Genomic DNA, 18,647 nt, shown 5'->3' with positions numbered 1-18,647 from the left:
ATTAAAAATCTCGCCGACCCGCTAATGCCGGTACCCCGCCGGTGAGACGCCAGGCCGCTTCGACGGTGTTGGCAAGGAGCATGGCCACCGTCATCGGCCCGACACCGCCGGGCACCGGGGTGATGTATCCGGCTTTGGGCCACACCGATTCGAAGTCGACGTCGCCCACCAAGCGGCCGTCCAGCCGGTTGATCCCCACGTCGACCACCACCGCCCCCTCCTTGACCATATTGCCCGTGATCATCTGGGGCCGGCCCACGGCCACCACGAGAATGTCGCCGCGCAATGTCACGGCAGCCAGGTCCGGCGTCCGTGAATGGCACACCGTTACCGTGGCGTGGCGTTCCAGGAGCAAAAGCGCCACCGGTTTGCCGACGATGTTGCTGCGGCCGACGACCACGGCGTGCTTTCCAGCAATGGAAACACCCGACCGCTCCAGGAGGGTGACGATCCCCCGTGGGGTGCACGGAATCATGCAAGCCTCGCCGGTTACTAAACGGCCGATGTTCAAGGGGTGGAACCCGTCCACGTCCTTCTCCGGCCGAATGGCCTCTACAAGCATGCGGGCGTCGAGGTGCGGCGGCAAGGGAAGCTGCACCAGGATGCCGTGAATGTCGGTTTTTTCATTCAGCTGCCTGAGCAGGCGGCACACCGCTTCCTCCGGAGCCGAGGCTTCCAGGCGGTATACCTCTGAGTCGATACCCACCTCCCGGCAGGCGGTCTCCTTGTTCCGCACGTACGTCTGCGACGCCGGGTTATCCCCGACCAGAATCACCGCCAGGCCGGGAGGGTGTCCGTGTTTTGTCCGGAAGGCCTCCACCTCACGGGCGACCCCGGCCTTCACCCGGCCCGCGACCGCCTTGCCGTCAAGGATCCGTGGTTCCACCCCGACTGCACCTCCTAAACAAAAAGTGGCTGGAGTCAAATGTGATTGCGGGCGCGAGCCCGCAGTAGGATTAAAGGTCCATGTCAATGATTTTTACGGGGGAGGCTGGGGAGAGGCAATAAAAACGCCGCCAGTTGTAGACTGGCAGCGATGGTTTGCCGGTTAACCGTCCCCGGAAGTCGGAAAAAGCCGGCCATGGAGGGCCGGGCCGGAAGGAATCGGTCGGGAGCGCGGCACGATGATCTGAAGGCCTGTCCTTACGGATTGGTCAGCGGATATATTGGAGCTTGTCCCTCGAATTGCCCGGTGTCACTACCGCCATGCTACTTTTCCGGCCCGGTCATGTTAAGTGGCGGAAGACCCTCCGCAGCTAAAACTTTGGCGACCCGGTTGCGGGCGTCGACGAGCACCACCACCGGTGCCCACTCCCGGACTTCGCTCTCGGAACACCAGGAGTAGGCCATGATGATCACCTGGTCTCCCGGTACAGCCAGGCGGGCAGCGGCCCCGTTCAAATTGATCACGCCCGAACCCCGGGCCCCCGGAATCACGTACGTTTCAAAACGCACGCCGTTGTTCAGATTCGCCACCTGTACCTGTTCAAAGACCAGGATGCCGGCAGCCTCCAGCAGTTCCCCGTCTATCGTGATGCTGCCCTCGTAGTCCAGGTTGGCGCCGGTCACTGTGGCCCGGTGAATCTTAGACTTGAGCATTTTCAGGTGCATTATTTCCCCTCCCCCCGGATACTGCCGCCACTTTTGAGCGGACCATTTCCCCCGGCAGCCTGACAACCACGTTGTCAATCAGCCGCGCCCGCCCGAAGCGGGCCGCCACGGCTAGAAGCAGTTCCCGGTCGCCGGGACCGGGCGCAGTAAGACCGGGCAGCGCCAGGATCTCCGCGTATTCCAACCCGGCTGCCGGCTCGGCCGCAATCGCGGCGGCTAGCCGGTCCCTTACGGCGGGCAAGCCCTCGCCGGACAAAACGGCCTCACGGGCCGCCAGCAGGCTCCGGTAGAGCACGGTCGCCGCGCGGCGCTCAGCCGGGGAAAGGTAAGTGTTCCGGGAACTCATGGCCAGGCCGTCCGGTTCGCGCACAGTGGGTACGGCAATGATCTCCACGTCCAGGTTCAGGTCCCGCACCAGACGGCGGACCACCAGCACCTGCTGGGCGTCCTTCCAGCCGAAAAAAGCGGCGTCCGGCCGGACGATGTTGAAAAGCTTCGCCACCACCGTGGCCACGCCCCGGAAGTGTCCCGGCCTGCTGCGCCCGCACAGGACCCCGCTGATACCGTCAACTTGCACGAAGGTGCACGATTGATCAGGGTACATCTCGTCCGTGCCGGGAACGAAAACGGCCGTCACGCCGGCCTCCCGGGCCAGCCGCAGATCCCGTTCCAGGTTCCGCGGGTAGGCCTCCAGATCCTCATTCGGACCGAACTGGATGGGGTTGACGAAAATGCTCACCACCACGTAGGGAAACCGGCGGCGCGCCTCCCGCATCAGCGTCAGGTGCCCCTCGTGAAAGTAACCCATCGTGGGCACGAGGGCGATTCCGCCGGACCGGCGGAGTCCCGCGACCACGTCCCGGATCTCCGCCACGGTCGCGCAAACCCGCAAGTCCGACAGTCCCCCCAGCCGCGGGGAATTCAGTGCATTTTGGCCCAGATCTCCTTGTATCGCCATTCTTGATCTCCGCCTTCCGAACTTCTAGATTGTCTCCCGATTTCCGACCTGGTCTCTTATATGGAATTCAGAATTGGAGTCAGAAGTACGGGAAAAGAATTTGAACAAGTGCTGCCAATTGAATTCTACCCAGACTCCCCTGTACCGGTTTCTTCTGCCTCTTGAAAGTCCCATTCTGAATTCTGACTTCTGGATTCTGTATTCTACATTATTCCGGCAGTTCTTCCTCAGGCATTGCAAAGCCGTGTTCTTCCGCCGGGAAACGGCCGGACTCCACCTCTTCGCGGAATTCCCGCAGCGCGCGGCCGATTTCACCGTGCAGGGCGGCGTAACGTTTCACAAAGCGCGGGGTGAATCCGCCGTACAGCCCGAGCAGGTCGTGGGTGACCAGCACCTGCCCGTCGCAATAGGGTCCGGCGCCGATACCGATAGTCGGCACGTTCACCGCCGCGGTGATCCTTTGGGCCAGCGGCACCGGCACGCACTCCAGCACCATGGCGAACACTCCGGCTTCCTCCAGGATCCGGGCGTCTTCCAGGAGCCGCCGGGCCGACGCCGCGTCCCGGCCCTGGACCCGGTACCCGCCCAATTGGTGTACCGATTGAGGGGTCAGCCCGATGTGCCCCATCACCGGAATCCCGGCGCTGACCAGAACCCGTACGGTTTCCGCCACCTCCCGGCCGCCCTCGAGCTTTACGGCCTGGGCCCCGCCTTCCTGCAAGAAGCGCCCGGCGTTGCGGATCGCCTCCACACGGTCCACGTTGTAGGAAAGAAACGGCATGTCGCCCACCACCAGGGCCCGCCTCACCCCCCGGCTCACCGCGCGGGTGTGGTGGAGCATATCCGCCATGGTCACCGGAATGGTGGAGTCGTACCCCAGGATAACGTTTCCCACGGAGTCCCCCACCAGGACGATGTCGATACCCGCTTCGTCCACCAGCCGGGCCGTCGGGCAATCGTAAGCGGTAAGCATTGTGATCGGCCGGCCTTCCTCTTTCTTCCGGCGGATGTCCAGCGTCGTGAGCCGCTTGTCAGCCACGGTCCAAAACCCCCTCAAACAAGCTTGCCAACTCCCGGGCCTGAGAAGCGCTGAGCGCGCCCTGCTCCCGGGCGATCCCGGCGGTGTAGACCCCCAGGGCCCGGTAGACCCCCTCATACCCGGCATCCAGGCGGGTGAGGGCCGCCAGGTGCCATTCAAGAGTCGGCCGGTCATTGCGGACCACCGGCCCGGTCAGCGCACCCACCACCCCGAAATCCCGGACGTTTTCCCGGGTTCCGTCGATTAGGGGCCCCAGCGCCTTCAGGGCGTCCGTGCGCGACCAGCCGCATCTTCCCAACAATTCGGTGGCAAGGTGGATCACGGCCACCAGGTAATTGGACGCCACGCACGCGGCGGCGTGATAAAGCGCCTTGTCCCCGGCGTTCACCTCCAGGGGCACTCCCCCCAGGTCCTCCACCAGGCGCCGTGCCCGGAACACACCGGCGGCGTCTCCTTCCACTCCGAAGTAACACCCGGGCAGACGTTCCAGCGCCGCATCCGCATCCGCAAACGATTGCAGCGGGTGAATGGAAGCGACGACGGCACCGGCCTCCCGAGCCGGAGCGAGTGCTTCAGCAGGGGTGGCCCCGCTGGTGTGGGCCACCAGTTGCCCGGCCGTGAAGCCGCCCCGGGACTGGATGCGCGCGGCTACGGCCGCAATCTCCCGGTCCGAGGTGGTGACGAGCACCACGTCGGCGTTCGGGGTGAACTGTTCCGGACGCACCGAAAACGGGCAGCCCAGCCGCTCACCCAGACGGCGGGCGGACTGTTCGCCGCGGGAAGCCACCCCCACGATCCGGTAACCGCCGCGCTGCAGGGCCAGGGCCAGCGTTGAGCCGACCCGGCCCGCGCCGACTATACAGACCCTACGGTCATCACCCGGCATTACTATTCTCTCTCCTCTTCACCGGCCACCTGAAAGTAAAAATCCCCCGGACAGATCCGTGGGATTTTTCATAAATCCACCGTCTCGGTCCTGAACGGCTCCAAGCGGCCATCGCTCTCTTCAGTTGTTTGAGTCAAAAAGGATCAGGTGTAGTTCCCTCCTGGGATACTACCCGTTAACATATTGTTATTGTAGCACGGGACCTGCGGTGCGGCAACGTCTTTCGGCCGTCGTATTTCAGGTTCTCGTGGAGCAAGAGCGGGAAAAATATGCATCTGGAAGGTCAGCCCCTCGGAATTGTCGAATCAGACGAACTGACCGGCGGGAGGGCGGTTTTCGCGGGCGGTGCCGCGACGACGAATGGCGAAAAACGATAATGGGATGTCTAGTCTGAAAACCCCAGCTCTGCGGCCAGTTTCTCAAACACCTGAACGATGTCGCCGCGGAGAATCAAGGCGGCCTGGTCGTCCCACGGGGTCGGATCCCGGTTGATGATCACAAGCCTCCGGGCCAACCGCGGCAGCGCCGCCACCGGGTAAACCTGCAGGCTGGAACCAACGACGATGAGCAGCGGGCAGCCGTGCAGGACCTGGACGGCCTGTTCAAAAGCGTCTCCCAACATGTCCCCGAACAGGACCACGTCCGGCCGCAGCAGTGCGCCGCACGGGCAGCGGGGTGGGTTTTTTCCCGCTTGAAACTGTTCCACCAGAAAAGTGAACTCGTACCGTCCGCCGCACCCCAGACAGCGGCAGGTCCGGAGGTGCCCGTGCACCTCCCAGGTCTGTGAGCCGGCGCGCACGTGCAGGCCGTCGACGTTCTGGGTGATCACGCCCTGCAACAGCTTCCGGCGTTCCAAGGTGGCCAGGACGTGGTGCGCCGGGTTGGGCTCGGCATCGGCGAACTCCAGCCACCACTTCAGGTTGTACCGCCAAAAGGCGGCGGGATCCCGCTGGAAAGCCTGGACGCTCGAGACTTCCATTGGGTCAACCTTCTCCCAGCGGCCAACCCCGCGGCTGCGAAAATCGGGGATGCCGCTGGCCGTGCTGATCCCGGCGCCGGTAAGCGCCAGGGTACGGGCCGATTCCCGAATCAGCCGCGCCAGTACCTGAATCTCTTTGGCGGCGGCCACGCCCACCCCTCCATCCCTACACACCGGATGCACCGTCGAAAGGGCTACCGGCCATATCCTGCTTCAACTTGAATTGGCAGGGAGACAAAAGAGTAAACCATCTTGATGGACCAAGGCACCTAGACTTCGAAAAAGGTAATATCCACCTGTGCCCGGACCGGCGTGCACCACCACTTACTCTGGTCCGCCGACACTTCCGGCATACCGGCGCAGCCGCTGCTCCCGGGCCAGCCGGAGCGCCAGCACCCGAGCCTTGCCGCCGCCCGGGAGATCCAACCCGGGGCTCAAGTCCGCCAGCGGCACCACCGCAAAAGCCCGTTCGGCCAGGCGGGGATGGGGCACCGAAAGATCGGGCTCCGTAATTGTTTCCGCACCGAACAGGAGCAGGTCCAGGTCGATGATCCGGGGCCCCCAGCGCTCCCGGCGTTCCCGGCCGAGCCGCCTTTCTATCTCCAGTATCCGGGTCAAAAGCTCCCGGGGTGACAGGGTAGTCTCAATCTCCACGACGGTATTCAGGAACCAGTCCTGATCCGTGTACCCCAGGGGCGCGGTCTCATACACCGGGGCCCGGCGCCTTAACGCCACCCCGGGTACCGCTGCCAGTTCCCCGACCGCCCTTTCCAGGTTGGCCGGCCGGTCTCCCCGGTTGCTGCCCAGACCGATGTACGCAATGGTGGAACTCATCCGGTCCCTCCCCGGCGACGGGTGATTTCAACCGCGAAGTACTTGAACCGGCCCCGCACCGGGGCGTGGGGCTTGCGCACCCGAACCCGCACTTCATCGACTGGAAAAGATGACAGGACCGCCGCCGCCACGGCCTCGGCCACCGCTTCGAGCAATCGGTACCGCCGGGCTTGAAAAGTCTTTTTCACCTCGGTGTACACCGCGCTGTAGTCCACGGTGCGGGCCAGGTCGTCGGCCCGGCCGGCCGGTCCCAGGTCCAGCACCAGTTCCAGGTCGATCTGAAAGGGCTGACCCATTTCCCGTTCGGCATCCAGCACCCCGTGATAGCCGTGGAACTCAAGCCCCTCCATTATGATGCGGTCTTTCATTGGTCCCCGCCTCCCCGGACAATGGCGTCGGTCATCCTGGCGACCCGGACCATCTCCCGCACGTCGTGCACCCGCACGATGTCCGCCCCCCGGCAGATGCCCACAGCCACCGTGGCCGCCGTACCCTCCAGGCGCTCACCAACCGGAAGGTCCAGTACCTTGCCGATGGTGGATTTGCGGGAGGTGCCGATCAAGAGCGGGAACCCTAAACCGGTGAATTCCCGCAGGCGGCGCAGTACGGTCAGATTCTGCACCGGTGTTTTCCCGAAGCCGAAACCTGGGTCGAGGATGATCTGGCCGGGCGCAATTCCGGCCCGCTTCGCCTTCTCTAGGCGTTCCTCAAAGTACGCGGTGATGTCGCCCACCAGGTCCCGGTATTCGGTCCCGCGCTGGTTGTGCATCAGGACCACCGGTACGCGGTAGCGGGCCACGAGTTCCGCCATCCCTTCGTCCGCGAGCGCCCACTGGTCGTTCACCAGGTGCGCGCCGGCCTCCAGCGCCGCGCGGGCCACCGGGGTTTTGCTGGTGTCGACGGATACGGGAATATCCAGTTCCCGGGTCAGCCGCGGCAGAACCGCCATCACCCGGGAAAGCTCCTCCTCCACGCCGACCGGCTCGGCGCCGGGCCGGGTGGATTCACCACCGAGGTCGATCAGATCGGCGCCGTGCCCCGCCATTTCCCGGGCCCGTTCGAGCGCCGCCTCCGGGTCCAGGTATGCACCCCCGTCCGAAAAAGAGTCCGGGGTGACGTTTAGAATGCCCATCACCAGGGTGCGTTCCCCCAGCGGCAGGGACTTTCCCCGGCAGTCCAGCCCGCGGGGCTTGGTCTCATAGTTGTCCAGCACCCGCTCAATCTTGTCGGCCAGAGCGGCCAGGCCGAACGGCTGCATGCGCAGTTTTTTCAGGAAAGCGCCGAACTGTTTTGAGGTGCCCATCAGCAGCGCGTCGGTTTCGGCCACCGAGTGGTTTATCGTCCCCCGGGCGACGGCGGCCTCGCCGCCGCAGGCCAGCATTTCCTGCTTGATAATGTTCGCCTGAACCGGGGTTAAGCCGGTGATGCGGAGCACGCGGTGCACCGCCTTGGGTGCCATCAGGGCGCACCCGGTTTTATCCGCGCCGACTCCGGCCACTGCGCTTTTCGCTTCCCCCAGGCTGTTTACCTCCAGGACCCAGACCCGGTGTGTCATCGCGCTTTCCCCCATCCCGCGCCGGTTTTGTCCATTATACCCGTTTGTCGGGTCCAGGGAAAGAAATGGGCACCGGCTCCGGAACCCGGCCGGCCTGCGGAGCGCCGGCCGGAGACTTGCAGGTGACCGGCGGCCACAAAAGCACCCCCCCCCCAGGTCAGGGGGGCGATGAACAGCATGAGGTAGGCGGCGTTGTGCTGTAGCAGTCGGAGCGGCATGCCTTTTCTCCTTAGTGGGTGGGATACCAATCACACCACCCGGTTATTTCCCCACTCGCGGCAATAGCCGGTAGAGACCGCCGGCGCAAATGAGAGGTGTGAGGTGAGAAAGAAACCCGACCAAGTGGTCATACCACTCCGTGACTTTCCCACCTCTCACATGGCGGTTCCACCGTAACGAGAAACCGTGGGGGCGGCACGCCCCCACGGTTACGCTCTTCAGGACCCGCCCTTCGGCGGACAGGAGAAGTTACTCCTCTTCTTCCTGCTTCGGCCGGGGTCCGTCCTCGGGCCAGATCAGGGCGTGCTCCACCAGGTGATGCAGGTGCTTGATCTTCATTCCGAGGTTGTATTCTTTATTGATGTCGTTCAGCTGGTCGTAGCAGTTGTGGCAGGGCGCGCAGCAGATCTCGGCGCCGGTGGCCATCATCTGGTCGGCTTTAAGCTTACCCTTGGCCATCCGCTCTTTTTTCACCACGGTGCCCATCGGCAGAGCGCCGGCACCACCGCCGCAGCAGTAGTTGTACTCCCGGTTCGGCCACATGTCCACGAACTTCTCGGCCACGTTCTCTAAAATGTACCGGCCCTCTTCGATAAGACCGCCCTTGCGCACCGTGTTGCACGGGTCGTGAATGGTGACCACGTAGGGGTTCTTGGTCTTATCGACCTTAATCTTGCCGGTCTTGATCAGGTTGGCCATCCAACCCACCATGTGCTCGAACTCCCAAGGCACCTCGCCTTCCTTGTACCAGACCTTCTTGCCCCACACAAAGGCCCAGTACCCGTGGCCGCATTCGGTCATGACGCAGCGCTTCACGCCGAGCCTTCTCATCTCGTCCACCACAAAGTCCATGATCTTCTTGGCCTCGTCGTCCCGGCCGTTGAACAGCCCGAAGTTGGTGACGTCGAAGGCCTTGGAGGATAACGTCCAACTCTCCTTGGCGTTCCAGAAGATCTTGGTCCAGCTCTTGATGTCCTCCGGGTAGTACTTGATCTCGCGCGGGTGCGGGAGGAACAGGATCTCGGCGCCCTCCACGTTGACCGGAATGGTCAGGCTCGAGTCGCCGAACTCTTCCTGGAGTTCCTCCTGCATCCACTCGATGGTCTCCATGAACTCCTCTTCGGTGATCTCCATCTGGTTCCCGACTCGCATATGCAGGTCGGCCACTTCCTGGAGCCGCCCGGGGGCGGTCAGGCCGAACTGCCCGCGTACCGTGCGCACCACAGCCGGCAGCGGCACTTTGCCGGGGCAGTGCATGGTGCACCGGCCGCACATGTTGCACAGCCAGACGAACCTGTCGTTCAGCACTTCGTCCTTCAGCCCGAGGGCGACCTTGCGCATGAACTTGCGCGGGTCGTGGTTCTCCACCAGATCGGTGAAGTAGCACGCCGCCGCACAGGTACCGCAAGCCAGGCAGTAGTTCAGGTCGAACTTGCCTTCCTCGGTGTGAAAGCACATCTTTTGGGATATTTCGTCCCTGAAATTGGGGTCTCTCACTTCACTCAGCTTTTTGGCTTCCATTATGAACATATCCCTCCACCAACCGAATTTGAAACCCACGTCCCGGACCGCGGGCCGCGCAGCCCGGAATGGCCTTACTTTATACCAGGAAAGCCTCGATTTCCGCGAAGAGCTGCTCGTCCTTGAAGCCCTGGTGCTCCGCGGCGTGCGACGGGCAGGCCGCCGCGCAGGTGCCGCAGCCCTTGCACAGCACTTCGTTCACCTCGGCCACGTTTTGCGCCTCCAGGAAGGAGATCGCGCTGTACGGGCAGACCGTGACGCAGATCCGGCAGCCGGAACACTTGTCCTTGTCCACCTTGGCCACCGCGCCGCCGCCAACCAGCAGGTCCTTGGTCAGGACGGTCGCCGCACGCGCCGCCGCCGCCCGGGCCTGGGCGATGCTTTCCTCGATGAATTTCGGTCCGTGCGCCAGGCCGGCCACGAACACACCGTCGGTGGCGAAGTCCACCGGGCGCAGCTTCATGTGCGCTTCCAGGAAGAACCCGCCGTCATAGTCGCCACAGACCTTGTAGAGTTGACCGATGTCCCTGGAATCGTCCGGCGGCAGGGTGGCCGCCGCCAGCCCCACCAGGTCGGCGTCGATCACGAAGGTCTCGCCGAGGATCGGGTCGGTCACGGTCACCGTGAGATTGCCGCCCGCGTTGGACACCACCGGCTTGCCGGCCGGGTCGTAGCGCAGGAAGATCACGCCCTTGCGCCGGGCCTCTTCGTAGTAATCCTCCTTGAAGCTGTAGGTGCGCATGTCGCGGTACAGTACGTACACGCTGGCGTCGGGATTGAGGGCCTTCGCCTTGAGGGCGTTTTTCACCGACTCGCTGCAGCAGATCCGGCTGCAGTACACGCGGTCCGGCTCACGGGAACCGACGCAGTTGATCATCACGAAGTTCTTGGCCCGCTTTGCCCGGTCCGTGCCCTTCACCAGTTCAGCTTCCAGTTCGAGGCCGGTGAGCACGCGGTCGTCCTGGCCGTACAAGTACTCGGACGGCTTCAGTTCCTTGCCGCCGATGGCGATGATCACCGCGCCGTGCTCGATGTCCTTGGGCTGGCCGCCCACGTCGATGGTGGTGATGAAGTTCCCGACGTAACCGGACACGTCCGTAATCTTGGCCCCGGTGTACACGGTGATGTTCGGGTTCGCGTTAACGGCGCCGATCAGGCCGTCCAGGTAGGCGCCGACATCCATGCCTTCCAGGTTCACGTGGATCCGCCGGGCCATACCGCCCAACTGGTCGCTCTTCTCCACCAGGCTCACCTTGAAGCCTTGGTTGGCGAGGTCCAGCGCGGCGTTCATTCCGGCGATACCGCCGCCGATGACCAGCGCGTCCTTGTTGACCCCGATGGTCACCGTCTGCAGGGGCTCCAGCAGGCGGGCCTTGGCCACCGCCCGGTTCACGATTTCCTTGGCCTTAGCCGTGGCCGCTTCCTTGTCTTTCATGTGCACCCAGGAGCAGTGCTCACGGATGTTGCCCATTTCAAACAGGAAGGGGTTCAGGCCCGCCGAGGCGCAGGTGGCCCGGAACAGGGGCTCGTGCGTCCGCGGGGTGCAGGACGCGACCACCACACGGTTCAGTTTGTGCTCCAGGATTATCTCCTTGATCTTGTCCTGGGTGTCGGATGAACAGGAGTATAGGTTCTCTTCCGCGTACACCACGTTCGGGGCGTTCTTGATGTACTCCACCACCGACGGAACGTCCACGGTCGAGCCGATGTTGATACCGCAGTGGCAGACGAACACGCCGATCCGCGGCTCCTGTCCGCTCACGTCCATCTCGGCCACGGGCTCCTCGGACTTGACCAGGGTGCCCCGGGCTTCGGCGAGCAGGGTGCCCGCACCGGAGGCCGCCGCGCTGGCCTGCATGACCGCGGTCGGAATGTCCATCGGGCCGTGGAAGGTACCGCACACGAACACACCCGGCCGGGAAGTCTCCACCGGTGCGCTGGTCGTGGTCGCCGCGAAACCGTGCTGGTTCAGGTCCACACCGATCCTCTTGGCCGTCTCCATCGCCTTTGAGGAAGGCCGCAGGCCGACCGACAACACGACGATGTCGAATTCCTCGTGTTTGATCTCGCCGCCCTCATCGCTGTACCGGATCTTGACCGTGTGCTCCGAACTGCCGGGCCCGAGTTCAAAGCTGCGGGAACGGATGAAACGGATGCCCGTCTCTTCCTGGGCGCGGTTGTAGTAGGCCTCAAAGCCCTTGCCGTAGGTGCGCATATCCATGAAGAAGATGGTGGCGTCCATTTCCCCGTGTTCCTTGGCGATCATGGCTTCCTTGATGGCGTAGGTGCAGCACACCGAAGAACAGTAGCTGCAGCCGATGCTCCGGTCGCGCGAACCCACGCACTGGATCCAGGCGACCTTCTTCGCCTCCTGGTGGTCCGAGGGACGGACCACGTGGCCCTGGAAGGGACCCGAGGCGCTGAGGATACGTTCAAACTCGATGCTGGTGACCACGTTTTTCAGGGTCCCGTAACCCAGGGTCTTGATGGTCTTGGGGTCGAACTCGTCGAAACCGGGGGCGAGAATGACGGCACCAACGTCGAGGGAGAAGGTCTTCTCTTTGTCCTCCCAGTTGATGGCGTCCTTGCCGCACGCCTTCTGGCAGAGCAGACACACCGGCTTGCCGGTCTGCACGCCCTTGGTCAGGTACAGGCACTTTTCGGGATGGGTGATCGCGTAGGTGTTCGGGACCGCTTGCGGGTACTTGTTGGCGATGATCTTCCGGATCTCCAGTCCCTCGTTGAATTCGTCCGAAACCTTGACCGGACACTTAGCGGCACAGTCGCCGCAAGCGACGCACTTGTCGGCATCCACGTAACGCGGTTTCTGGAATACCGTCGCTTTGAAGTTCCCGGCCTCACCTTGCAGATCAATCAGGTTGGCCAGGGTAATGATCTCGATGTTCGGATGCCGGTCGCACTCCACGAGCTTCGGCGACAGGATACACATCGAACAGTCGTTGGTGGGGAAAGTCTTGTCCAGTTGGGCCATGGTGCCGCCGATGGCCGTGGAGGCCTCGACCAGGTACACGTAGTATCCGGCTTCCGCCAGGTCTAGTGAAGCCTGTACGCCGGCGATACCACCGCCAACTACCATTACCGATCCGATTTTATCTGGCATACCGTATCACACCCGTCCTCCCTTAGAACGTCCCGGCACGCAGGCCGGGCTGAGAACTCGAAACACACTCTCCGCCCGCTGGAAAACCAACCAAAGTGCGGCTCCATCCCCCCCTCCGGAAAACGAACTACGATAACTGACTGATGAGAATACGGAGAACAAAAAAACCGGATTGGAACCTGAATCCAACCCGGCAATCGCCGAAGGACAAGGTCCCCCTTGTCCTTCAGTATAATCCCATCCTTTTTCACTGTCAATTCATTCTTGAAATGTCTTTGTCCAATACTGTCTTCAGCTTGGCATTCCCGGGTTTTCCAGCCTCCGGTTCATTATCTCGTCCAGGTGGGCTGGCACGTGCGCCAGGACTTCGGTTTCGTATTTTTCCACCTCGCCCTGGTCGCTCAAGGTGGACAGCCTTGGATCGAGCGGTATCCGGGCCAGCAGACGCAGGCCGGTGCTGTCGGCCACGCTTTCGGCCTGTGACGAACCGAATAGTTCCAGTTTCTCGTCGCACTTCGGGCACACGGTGTAGCTCATGTTCTCGACAAACCCGATGATCGGAATATGTAACTTCCTGACCATCCGCACCGCCTTGCGCACCACCAACACCGCCAACTCCTGGGGCGCGGCAACCATCACCACGCCGCTCACCGGCAAGAACTGCATCACGGAAAGGGGTGCATCGCCCGTCCCGGGCGGCAGATCAACCAGCAGGTAGTCGAGTTCACCCCATCCGACCTCGGTCCAGAACTGCTGGATGGCGCTGGCGATGATCGGGCCCCGCCAGATCACCGGTTCGTCCTCCCGCTCCAAGAGCAGGTTGATCGAGATGACGCCGATACCGTAAATACGGGTCTTTACCGGCTTGATCGACTCCTCTTCCAGTTCCGGCCGTTCGTGAAGACCGAAGATCTTGGGGATGCTCGGTCCGGTCAGGTCGGCATCCAGGATGCCGACCTTGTAACCCTGACGCGCCAGGGTCACGGCCAGAAGCGCCGTCACCGCGGATTTGCCCACGCCGCCCTTGCCGCTCATTACCGCGATCACGTTTTTCACCGCGGACTGCGGGTTCGGCTCCAGCACGTGCGACCTCGGCGCGGACTGACCGCAGGTCCGGGCCTCGGGCATACTGCAGGCCGCGCTACTCGGGCAGCCCCCGCCCCCGGTAACCCCGCAGGCACCACCGTTATTCTTGTCGGCAGCCATCAAGACACTCCTCCCACGATGTTTTTTCTACCTTTTCTTCGGGACCCGGTATTTGCCGGCGCCCCGCTTCGGGCGAGAGCACCGCTCGGGCCGGGTCATGAGTTCCTTGCCGCCGCATTTCGGGCATTGTTGCTCGTTCAAGTCGCTGGGATCCGGTTCCCATTCCGCCCGGCACCCGGTGCAGCGCAAGCGCCGCGCCACGTACTCGAAGTTCCCGCCCTCCACCCGGATCGCCCTGCCCGTTACCAGGGCTTGGGCCACCTTGGAACGCGCACCGGTTAGAATCCGCTGGAAAGTGGGACGTGAAATCCCCATGCGCTCGGCGCAATCCTCCTGCTCCAACCCTTCCAGGTCCTTGAGACGCAACGCTTCCACTTCTTCCACCGCCAGACCCACTTCCTCCAGGTTCCACAAGGGAATCCCGGCCGGTTTGAAGTAGGTGCACTGGGGGATGAACTCAACCCGGCGGCATTTTGGCGGTCTTCCCATCGGCTATTCTCTCCTTACACCCGAATTATACGCAGCTAACGGGCATATGTCAACAATGTCCGCCGGCTGGGAGTCTTCCGAAAATATAATTCGGGATCAAGGCCCGTGATTGCTCTCAAAATGCTTTCCCTATCGCCTAACTCCGTCCTTCTCCTTCTTGAATCTGTATTCTGACTCCTGAATTCTTCCCCCTCAAAACAGCCCCTTTACCCGTCCGCGCTCGTCGATATCAATCCCGAAGGCGGCGGGCCGGGAGGGCAGGCCGGGCATGGTAAGCATCGCCCCGGCCAAGGGATACAAAAACCCAGCGCCGAGCGATACCCGGATGTCCCGGATCGGAAACACATACCCCGAAGGTACGTTCCGCAGCATGGGGTCGTGGGAGATGGACAGGTGCGTCTTGGCCATGCAGATCGGTAGCCGCCCCCAGCCCAGTTCTTCGAAGCGGGCGATCTTTTTCTCGGCCAGGGGCTCGTAGGCCACCTCGTCCGCGTTGTAGACCCGCCGGGCGAGCACCTCGATTTTTTCCTTGATTGACAGTTCATCCGGATAAAGCAGGCGGAACTCCCCGCCCCGCTCGCAGGCCGACACAACACCGGCGGCGAGGTCGACGGCTCCCGCCCCGCCTTCCGCCCAGGCGGTGACCGGATGCGCGCTCAGGGCCCCGGCGCGCACCGCCTCCCGGAGCACGGTCTCAACCTCGGCGTCCGTATCCTCGAGGAAACGGTTCACGGCGACCACCACCGGCACCCCGTAATAGTGGGCGATTTTGATCATGTGCGCCAGGTTTCGGCACCCCTCCGCGACCGCGGCCGGGTTCTCCCGCCTGATCTCCTCGGGCAGGGGCTTGCCGGGGATGATCCGGCCGACACCGCCGTGCATCTTCAGGGACCGTATCGTGCAGGTGACCACCACGCAGTCGGGCCGGAGCCCCGACTGCCGGCACTTGATGTCCATGAATTTTTCCATTCCCAGGTCCGCGCCGAACCCGCTTTCGGTCACCACGTAATCGACCAGTTTCAACGCCATCCGGTCGGCCAGCACCGAACACTGCCCGTGGGCGATGTTGGCGAACGGTCCGGCGTGCACGATGCAGGGCTGTCCCTCCAGCGTCTGAATCAGGTTGGGCTTGACCGCTTCCTTGAGAATCACCGCCATCGCCCCGGCACCCTGAAGGTCCTCGGCCGTGACCGGGTGGCCTTTTCGGTTGAAGCCCACCACTATCCGCCCCAGGCGCTGGCGCAGGTTCTGGATGCCGTCGGCAAGCGCGAGAACGGCCATGACCTCCGAAGCGGTCGTCGCTTCAAAGGCAGCCTCCCGGGGATAGCCGTTGACCGGTCCCCCCAGGCCCACCACCACGTCCCGCAGGGCCCGGTCGTTCACGTCCATGACTCGTGTCCAGGTGATCGTGTGCAGGTCGATATCGTGCGGGTTGCCGTGATAAAGCGAGGCGTCGAGCATGGCGGCCAGCAGGTTGTGGGCCTGCCCCACCGCGTGGATGTCGCCGGTGAAATGCAGATTAAGGTCCTCCATGGGCACCACTTGGGCGTACCCGCCCCCGGCGGCACCGCCTTTGATCCCGAACACCGGGCCCATGGAAGGCTGGCGCAGGGTGCAGGCCGCCCGTTTACCGATCCGGCCTAGACCCTGAGTCAATCCGATGGTGGTCAGGGTTTTTCCTTCGCCAAGAGGGGTGGGGGTGACGGCCGTGACGTCGATCAGTCTGCCGGCCGGTCGTTCCTTGAACTTTTCCAGTACATGCAGGCCGATCTTGGCCTTGTACCGCCCGTACAGGTCAATGTCTTCCTCCGACAGGCCGATTGAAGCTGCCAGATCGGTAATGGGTATCATCTGGTGCGCCTGGGCGATCTCCAGGTCCGTCCTAAACGTCATCTTTCGTAAATCCAGGGGTCCAGCGCCCGCTCGTACTCGATCAGTTCCCCGTCCGCAAAGAAAAGCCCGATCTCCCGCGCGGCGCTGGCCGCCGAATCGGAACCGTGGACGATATTCCGGCCGACGTCGATGCCGTAGGTGCCGCGTATCGTGCCGGGCAGCGCCTTGGCCGGCTGGGTGGCCCCCATCATCTCGCGGACCGTCGTGACCACTTCCCTGCCCTCCAGAACCATGGCCGCGACCGGACCGGAGGTAATGTACCGGACCAGTTCGTCAAAAAAGGGCTTGCCCCGGTGTTCCTCGTAATGCCGCTCCGCCAAACCCCGGTCGATCCAGAGCAGTTTGAGTGCCACCAGCTTGAAGCCGCGGCGCTCAAACCGGGTGATCACCTCGCCCACCAGCCCCCGCTGGACGCCGTCCGGTTTCACCATCACAAAGGTTCTGTCCAAACTTACGCTCCTCCTTGCTGGGCCACCCCGTGCCGGGCCGCTTCCGGCCTTGCCGCGCCGGTGGCCGCCTCCATCAACGCCTCGAACTCTTTGCCTTCAATGGTCTCATTATCGAACAGCGTGGTGGCCACCTGGTGCAGCCCCTGCATATTGTCGGTCAGGATAGCCTCCGCCCGCCGGTAACACTCGTCGATGATCCGGCGTACCTCTTGGTCGATGGCGCTGGCCACCTCTTCGGAGTAGTTCCGGTCGCGGGCTAGGTCGCGCCCCAGGAAAGGCGTATCCTGCCGCCGGCCCAAAGTCAGCGGCCCCAGTTCGTCGCTCATCCCATATTCCATAATCATCTTTCGCGCGATTTCGGTGGCGCGCTCCAGGTCGTTCTGAGCACCGGTGCTGATCTCCTCCAGCACCAACTCCTCGGCCACCCGGCCGCCCAGCAGCATCGTGATCTGGTCCAGGAGCTGCGAACGGGTCGCGTAGTACCGCTCCTCCTTGGGCAAGAGGAGAGTGTAGCCCCCGGCCCGCCCCCGCGGGATGATCGAGATCTTGTGCACCGGATCGCTGTTCGGCAAGAAGTAGCTGACCAGCGCGTGACCGGACTCGTGGTAGGACACGAGCTTCTTTTCGTAGTCGCTGATCACCCGGGACTTCTTGGCCGGCCCGGCGATCACCCGTTCAATAGCATTTTCGAGTTCTTCCATGCCAATGCGCTTTTTGTTTGCCCGCGCCGCCAGCAGGGCGGCCTCGTTGATCAGGTTTTCCAGATCGGCCCCGGAAAAACCCGGGGTACGACGGGCAATCACGTCCAATTCGACGTCGTCCGCCAGCGGCTTGTTCCGGGCGTGCACGGCCAGGATCTCCCGGCGGCCGTTGATGTCCGGCTGGGTGACGATGATCTGCCGGTCGAAACGTCCGGGCCGCAGCAGGGCGGGGTCCAGGATGTCCGGACGGTTGGTGGCGGCGACGACGATGATCCCCTCGGTGGGGCTGAACCCGTCCATCTCCACCAGCAACTGGTTTAAGGTCTGCTCCCGCTCGTCGTGACCGCCGCCGAGGCCAGCGCCGCGCTGGCGGCCGACCGCGTCGATCTCGTCGATAAACACGATGCACGGGGCGTTTTTCTTGGCGTTCTCAAACAGGTCCCGAACCCGGGACGCCCCAACGCCCACGAACATCTCCACGAAATCCGAACCGCTGATGCTGTAAAAGGGGACGCCGGCTTCCCCGGCTACCGCCCGGGCCAACAGGGTCTTGCCGGTGCCGGGCGGCCCGAACAGCAGGACGCCCTTGGGAATCCGGGCCCCGATCTCGCTGAACTTACGGGGTTCCTTGAGGAATTCGACCAGTTCCTGGAGTTCCTCCTTAACCTCGTCCACCCCGGCCACATCGGAAAAAGTAACCCGGGTTTTCTCCTCCGTGTGCAGTTTGGCCCGGCTCTTGCCGAACGACATCACCCGGCTGCCCCCGCCTTGCGTCTGTTGCATGAGGAAGAAGAACAACCCGACCAAAAGCAGGATGGGCAGGAACGACATAAACATGGTCGTCAGCCAACTGGGCCGGTCCGGCAACTCCTGCTTCCAATTAACGTTCTTTTCAACGAGCAGCGTCAACAGAGCCTGGTGGCTGCCGGGACCTTTGGTTTCAAAACTGGTACCATCCCGCAAACGGCCCGTGATGATGTTGGTCTCGTTGTCCGTCTTGATCACCACGGACGCCACCTGACCGTTGTTCACGGCCCGGAAAAACTCGTTATAGTCAAGGGTTTTTACGTCGGTGGGACCCGGGGAGCTGTATTTGAGCAGGGCGATAACCACCAGAACAATCAGGATGTATATACTCAGGTTCTTGATAACCCGGTTCAACAAGTCCACTCCCTTCGGACGCTCA

Annotated in this window: 15 protein-coding genes and 1 pseudogene; all 16 read right to left on the bottom strand. The window is 63.0% G+C overall.

The features are described from left to right. Position 1: 1 nt before the first annotated feature. The 16 genes and pseudogenes from folD to ftsH all read right to left on the bottom strand — a co-directional run bounded on the left by folD (position 2) and on the right by ftsH (position 18,622). Positions 2 to 886, bottom strand: coding sequence for a bifunctional methylenetetrahydrofolate dehydrogenase/methenyltetrahydrofolate cyclohydrolase FolD (gene folD / locus DAUD_RS00555; protein WP_012301265.1), 885 nt, complete (start codon positions 884 to 886; stop codon positions 2 to 4). 323 nt (positions 887 to 1,209) lie between these two features. Continuing rightward, complete coding sequence (gene panD, locus DAUD_RS00550; RefSeq protein ID WP_012301264.1) at positions 1,210 to 1,611, bottom strand: aspartate 1-decarboxylase; 402 nt, start codon at positions 1,609 to 1,611, stop codon at positions 1,210 to 1,212. Further along, a complete protein-coding gene (panC, locus tag DAUD_RS00545) occupies positions 1,586 to 2,569 on the bottom strand; it encodes a pantoate--beta-alanine ligase (RefSeq protein WP_012301263.1) in 984 nt (327 codons plus the stop codon). Before panC ends, panD begins: the two co-directional genes overlap by 26 nt. Positions 2,570 to 2,777: 208 nt before the next feature. Beyond that, positions 2,778 to 3,608: a 3-methyl-2-oxobutanoate hydroxymethyltransferase gene (gene panB, locus DAUD_RS00540; protein ID WP_012301262.1), complete on the bottom strand. Its 831-nt coding sequence runs from the start codon at positions 3,606 to 3,608 to the stop codon at positions 2,778 to 2,780. Beyond that, positions 3,601 to 4,494: a Rossmann-like and DUF2520 domain-containing protein gene (locus DAUD_RS00535; RefSeq protein ID WP_012301261.1), complete on the bottom strand. Its 894-nt coding sequence runs from the start codon at positions 4,492 to 4,494 to the stop codon at positions 3,601 to 3,603. The genes panB and DAUD_RS00535 overlap by 8 nt, the downstream gene beginning before the upstream one ends. Positions 4,495 to 4,879: 385 nt before the next feature. After that, positions 4,880 to 5,623 (bottom strand): SIR2 family NAD-dependent protein deacylase, encoded by a 744-nt coding sequence (locus DAUD_RS00530; RefSeq protein ID WP_166485048.1) that lies wholly within the window; start codon positions 5,621 to 5,623, stop codon positions 4,880 to 4,882. A gap of 174 nt (positions 5,624 to 5,797) precedes the next feature. Then, positions 5,798 to 6,307: a 2-amino-4-hydroxy-6-hydroxymethyldihydropteridine diphosphokinase gene (folK, locus tag DAUD_RS00525; RefSeq protein WP_012301259.1), complete on the bottom strand. Its 510-nt coding sequence runs from the start codon at positions 6,305 to 6,307 to the stop codon at positions 5,798 to 5,800. After that, positions 6,304 to 6,675, bottom strand: coding sequence for a dihydroneopterin aldolase (folB, locus tag DAUD_RS00520; RefSeq protein ID WP_012301258.1), 372 nt, complete (start codon positions 6,673 to 6,675; stop codon positions 6,304 to 6,306). The genes folK and folB overlap by 4 nt, the downstream gene beginning before the upstream one ends. After that, positions 6,672 to 7,862: a dihydropteroate synthase gene (folP, locus tag DAUD_RS00515; RefSeq protein WP_012301257.1), complete on the bottom strand. Its 1,191-nt coding sequence runs from the start codon at positions 7,860 to 7,862 to the stop codon at positions 6,672 to 6,674. The genes folB and folP overlap by 4 nt, the downstream gene beginning before the upstream one ends. Positions 7,863 to 8,330: 468 nt before the next feature. Then, positions 8,331 to 9,611 (bottom strand): (Fe-S)-binding protein, encoded by a 1,281-nt coding sequence (locus DAUD_RS00505; protein ID WP_242647855.1) that lies wholly within the window; start codon positions 9,609 to 9,611, stop codon positions 8,331 to 8,333. Positions 9,612 to 9,681: 70 nt separating this feature from the next. Continuing rightward, positions 9,682 to 12,723: a CoB--CoM heterodisulfide reductase iron-sulfur subunit A family protein gene (locus DAUD_RS00500; protein ID WP_012301254.1), complete on the bottom strand. Its 3,042-nt coding sequence runs from the start codon at positions 12,721 to 12,723 to the stop codon at positions 9,682 to 9,684. A 291-nt stretch (positions 12,724 to 13,014) separates the two neighbouring features. Further along, complete coding sequence (locus DAUD_RS00495; protein ID WP_012301253.1) at positions 13,015 to 13,929, bottom strand: Mrp/NBP35 family ATP-binding protein; 915 nt, start codon at positions 13,927 to 13,929, stop codon at positions 13,015 to 13,017. Positions 13,930 to 14,136: 207 nt separating this feature from the next. Next, positions 14,137 to 14,418: pseudogene (locus DAUD_RS13180) on the bottom strand (DUF134 domain-containing protein); the annotation flags it as partial. A gap of 192 nt (positions 14,419 to 14,610) precedes the next feature. After that, positions 14,611 to 16,311 (bottom strand): formate--tetrahydrofolate ligase, encoded by a 1,701-nt coding sequence (locus DAUD_RS00485; protein ID WP_012301251.1) that lies wholly within the window; start codon positions 16,309 to 16,311, stop codon positions 14,611 to 14,613. After that, positions 16,308 to 16,760 carry a nucleoside-diphosphate kinase gene (gene ndk / locus DAUD_RS00480; RefSeq protein ID WP_012301250.1) on the bottom strand — a complete coding sequence of 151 codons (453 nt, stop codon included), beginning with the start codon at positions 16,758 to 16,760 and terminating at the stop codon, positions 16,308 to 16,310. Before ndk ends, DAUD_RS00485 begins: the two co-directional genes overlap by 4 nt. A gap of 2 nt (positions 16,761 to 16,762) precedes the next feature. Beyond that, on the bottom strand, positions 16,763 to 18,622 hold the full coding sequence (gene ftsH, locus DAUD_RS00475; protein WP_049752518.1) for an ATP-dependent zinc metalloprotease FtsH: 1,860 nt from the start codon (positions 18,620 to 18,622) through the stop codon (positions 16,763 to 16,765). Positions 18,623 to 18,647 lie beyond the last annotated feature (25 nt).

This window comes from Candidatus Desulforudis audaxviator MP104C, from assembly GCF_000018425.1.
Lineage (GTDB): Bacteria > Bacillota > Desulfotomaculia > Desulfotomaculales > Desulforudaceae > Desulforudis > Desulforudis audaxviator.
The sequence above is the reverse complement of the archived record's forward strand: the minus strand, read 5'-3'. Positions and strand labels throughout refer to the sequence as shown.